We start from the raw sequence: 3,092 nt of genomic DNA, 5'->3' as shown, positions 1-3,092 counted from the left end.
CTGGTCACCGGCGCATTGCCGTCGATCGTGCGCAGCTTGTCGCGCAGCAGCTTGGCGTCGACCGAGTCGATCGCGCGCAGTGTGTCGGCCAACACATACACGGCATCGTAGGCATAGTGCGCGGCCCACACCGGGTCGGCGTTGTAGGCGGCGCGGAACTTGGTCAGGAAGGCGGGGCCGCCGACGAACTCGCGCGGCGTCAGCGCGCTGGAGGTCAGGAAGATCGACTTGACATCGACCGGCGCGGTGGCGAGCTTGCGGGTCTTGGCAACGCTGGTCGCCACCACCGGCAGGTCCGCCAGCTGCGCGGCTTGCAGCTGCGCAAAGAGCGGCAGCAGCTGGTGGTCGCGCATCGCGGCCACCAGCACGTCGGGCGGCGCGGCCTTCAGCTTGGCGACGAAGTCTGCGAAGTCGGTGCGCTTCTTGTCCACGGCCTCGCTGAGCTGCACCGTCCTGCCTTGTTTGCTGACGGCTGCGCTGACATCCTTGTTCAGCGGCGCACCAAAGGCCGTGTCTTCGTAGATGATCGCCACGCGGCCGGCTTTCAGCGTGCCGGTGATGTAGCTGGCCACGGCCTGGGCCTGCAAGGAGTCGCTGGCCACCAGCCGGAACGCATTGCCGTCGCCCAGCCGCGTCAGCTCGGCGGCCGACGAGGTGAACAGCTGCGGCACATTGCCCTGCTTGTAGATCGGAATCGTGGCTTCGGTGATGTCGGAGTTCAGGTGCCCGATCACCGCGGTGACCTTCTGGTCGACCAGTTGCTGCGCCACCTGCTTGGCGGTGGCGGCGTCGGCCTTGTCGTCGACGGCGACCACTTCGATGGTCACCGGCTGGCCAGCGATCTTGTAGCCGCTGGCGTTCAGTTCCTTTACCGCGAGCTTGACGCCGTTGAGCAGGTCCTGCCCCCGTTCGGCCGAAGGGCCGGACAGCGGTTGCGCCACGCCGATCTTGATGATCGACGGAATGCCGGGGCCGCAGCCCGCCAGCAGGCTGAGCGAGGCCAAGGCCAGAACGGCCAGCGGCCGAAAGCAGCGGGGGATGGGCATGGGCGTCTCCTGGACGCACGAGTGGCCGGCGCGTCAAAGGCGCCGGCTCGTGCTGCTCGTGCTATCGGCCCGCGGGATGACGCATTGCAGGCGGTCTAACCCCTGCAATGCCGGGAAAGCGCGCAACAACGTGAGGGATGTCGCGCTTGGGCTGGCGCTTGGGCCTGGACCTGTGCCCGGGCTTCCGTTCAGCCGATCGGCTGCAAGCGGACCTGGCCGCGCTGCTGCTCCATCGAGCGGGCCAGCAGCTTGACCAGGGCATACACCGCGTCGATGTGCGGTGTCGGGGTCTCGGTCAGGCGCGCCAATTCGGCCACCGCGCCGACCAGCGCGTCGATCTCGGGTGCACGGCCGGCTTCGACGTCTTGCAGCATCGAGGTCTTGTGCGCGCCCACCTTTTCGGCGCCGGCAATGCGCTTGTCCAGCGTGACGCGGAACTCGATGCCCAGCTTGTGGGCCACGGTCTGGGCCTCACGCATCATGGCAGCGGCCAGTTCGCGCGAAGGCGGGTACTGGCAGATGTCGACCAGCGTGGCATGGCCCAACGCGCTGATCGGGTTGAAAGTCAGGTTGCCCCAGAGCTTCAGCCAGATCTCCGAGCGGATGTTGTCCAGCACCGGCGCCTTGAAGCCGGCCTTGTTGAAGCAGGCGGCCACGCGGTTGACACGCTCGCTGCTGCTGCCGTCCAGCTCGCCCAGCGGGAAGCGGTCGCCTTCGATGTGCTGGATGACGCCGGGCGCCACCAGCTCGGAGGCCGGGTAGACCACGCAGCCGAGCACACGGTCGACCGGGATCAGCCTGACCAGCGTGCCTTCGGGGTCAACGCTGCGCACGGTGCTGCCGGCCAGCGCGCCGCCATGCTGGTGGAAGTACCAGAACGGAACGCCGTTCTGCATCGTCACGATCACCGTCTCCGGGCCCAGCAGCTTGGGCAGCTCGGCGGCGACGGCCTCGACCTGATGGGCCTTCATCGCCAGGATCACCAGGTCCTGCGGGCCGGCGGCGGCATAGTCGTTGGTGGCGCTCACTTCGCGCGTTGTCTGTCGCTCGCCGCCGTGGCTGATCAGCGTGATGCCGTTGTTGCGGATGGCTTCCAGGTTGGCTCCGCGCACGATGAACGTGACCTGCTCGCCGGCCAGTGCGAGCTTGGCGCCCACCAGTCCCCCGATCGCGCCCGCGCCGATGATGGCTATCTTCATGTCGTCAAACTCCAGTAGAAAAATCCTTGCGGGCAGGCCCCGGCTGTCACGCTAGCCGTAGCAATTGCTGAGCCTGCCGATGCCGCCGATCTCGACCTCGATCACGCTGCCGGGCTTCATCGAGCCGACACCCACCGAGGTGCCGCAGAGGATGACATCGCCCGGATTGAGGGTCATGTCGAAGGAGATCAGGCTGACCAATTGTTGAACCGAAAAGCGCATGTCGCTGATCGGGTAATCCTGCCGCACCTGCCCGTCGAGCAGCGTGCGAACCTGGAGTATCGACGGATCGAGCCCGGTGACGACGGCCGGGCCCATCGGGCAGAAGGTGTCGAAGCCCTTGGCGCGGGCCCACTGCGCGAAGGAAGCGTCGCGGTGCAGGATGTCAGCCACGGTCACGTCGTTGGCGCAGGTGTAGCCGAAGACATGGTCGAGTGCCGACGCTTCGGGCACGCCGCTGGCGGTCTTGCCGATGACGATGCCGAGTTCGCCTTCGAACACCACCTTGCCGTCGCAGCGCGGCACGCGGATGGTCTGGCCGCTGGCGAGGTAGCTGTTGGGTGCCTTCAGCAGGTACAGCGGCTCGGCCGGCACCGGCAGGTTCAGCTTGGCACCCAGCGCGTGGAAGTTGTTCCACAGCGCGATGACCTTGGTCGGTGCGCTGGGCGTCAGCAGCGTCAGGTCCTTCAGCGCCAGCACCTGGCCGGTCTTGTCGCAGGCGGCGAACATGTCGCCGACATACTCGTGAACCTGCTCGCCGTCGAGTATGCCGAAACCGGTCTTGCCGGCGTGTTCAAAACGGATCCAAGCGGTGCTCATGCCGGGCTTTCTGTGCATCGGGAAAACG

The 3,092-nt window shown here is 66.8% G+C and carries 3 protein-coding genes; all 3 read right to left on the bottom strand.

What is annotated here, in order from left to right; all coding sequences use genetic code 11:
• Nucleotides 1-1,046: branched-chain amino acid ABC transporter substrate-binding protein (locus VLK61_RS14225; RefSeq protein WP_325422268.1), on the bottom strand; the 1,046-nt coding region annotated here is incomplete at its 3' end.
• A gap of 188 nt (nucleotides 1,047-1,234) precedes the next feature.
• Nucleotides 1,235-2,245, bottom strand: coding sequence for a 2-dehydropantoate 2-reductase (locus tag VLK61_RS14220; RefSeq protein ID WP_325422267.1), 1,011 nt, complete (start codon nucleotides 2,243-2,245; stop codon nucleotides 1,235-1,237).
• 51 nt (nucleotides 2,246-2,296) lie between these two features.
• Entirely contained in the window at nucleotides 2,297-3,064 is a 768-nt protein-coding gene (locus VLK61_RS14215) for a fumarylacetoacetate hydrolase family protein (RefSeq protein WP_325422266.1), read from the bottom strand.
• Between the last annotated feature and the right edge of the window lie 28 nt (nucleotides 3,065-3,092).

It is taken from the genome of Aquabacterium sp. (assembly GCF_035476535.1).
Classification (GTDB): Bacteria; Pseudomonadota; Gammaproteobacteria; order Burkholderiales; family Burkholderiaceae_C; genus Pseudaquabacterium.
Note: the sequence above shows the minus strand (reverse complement) of the source record. Positions and strands in the feature narration are given on the sequence as shown.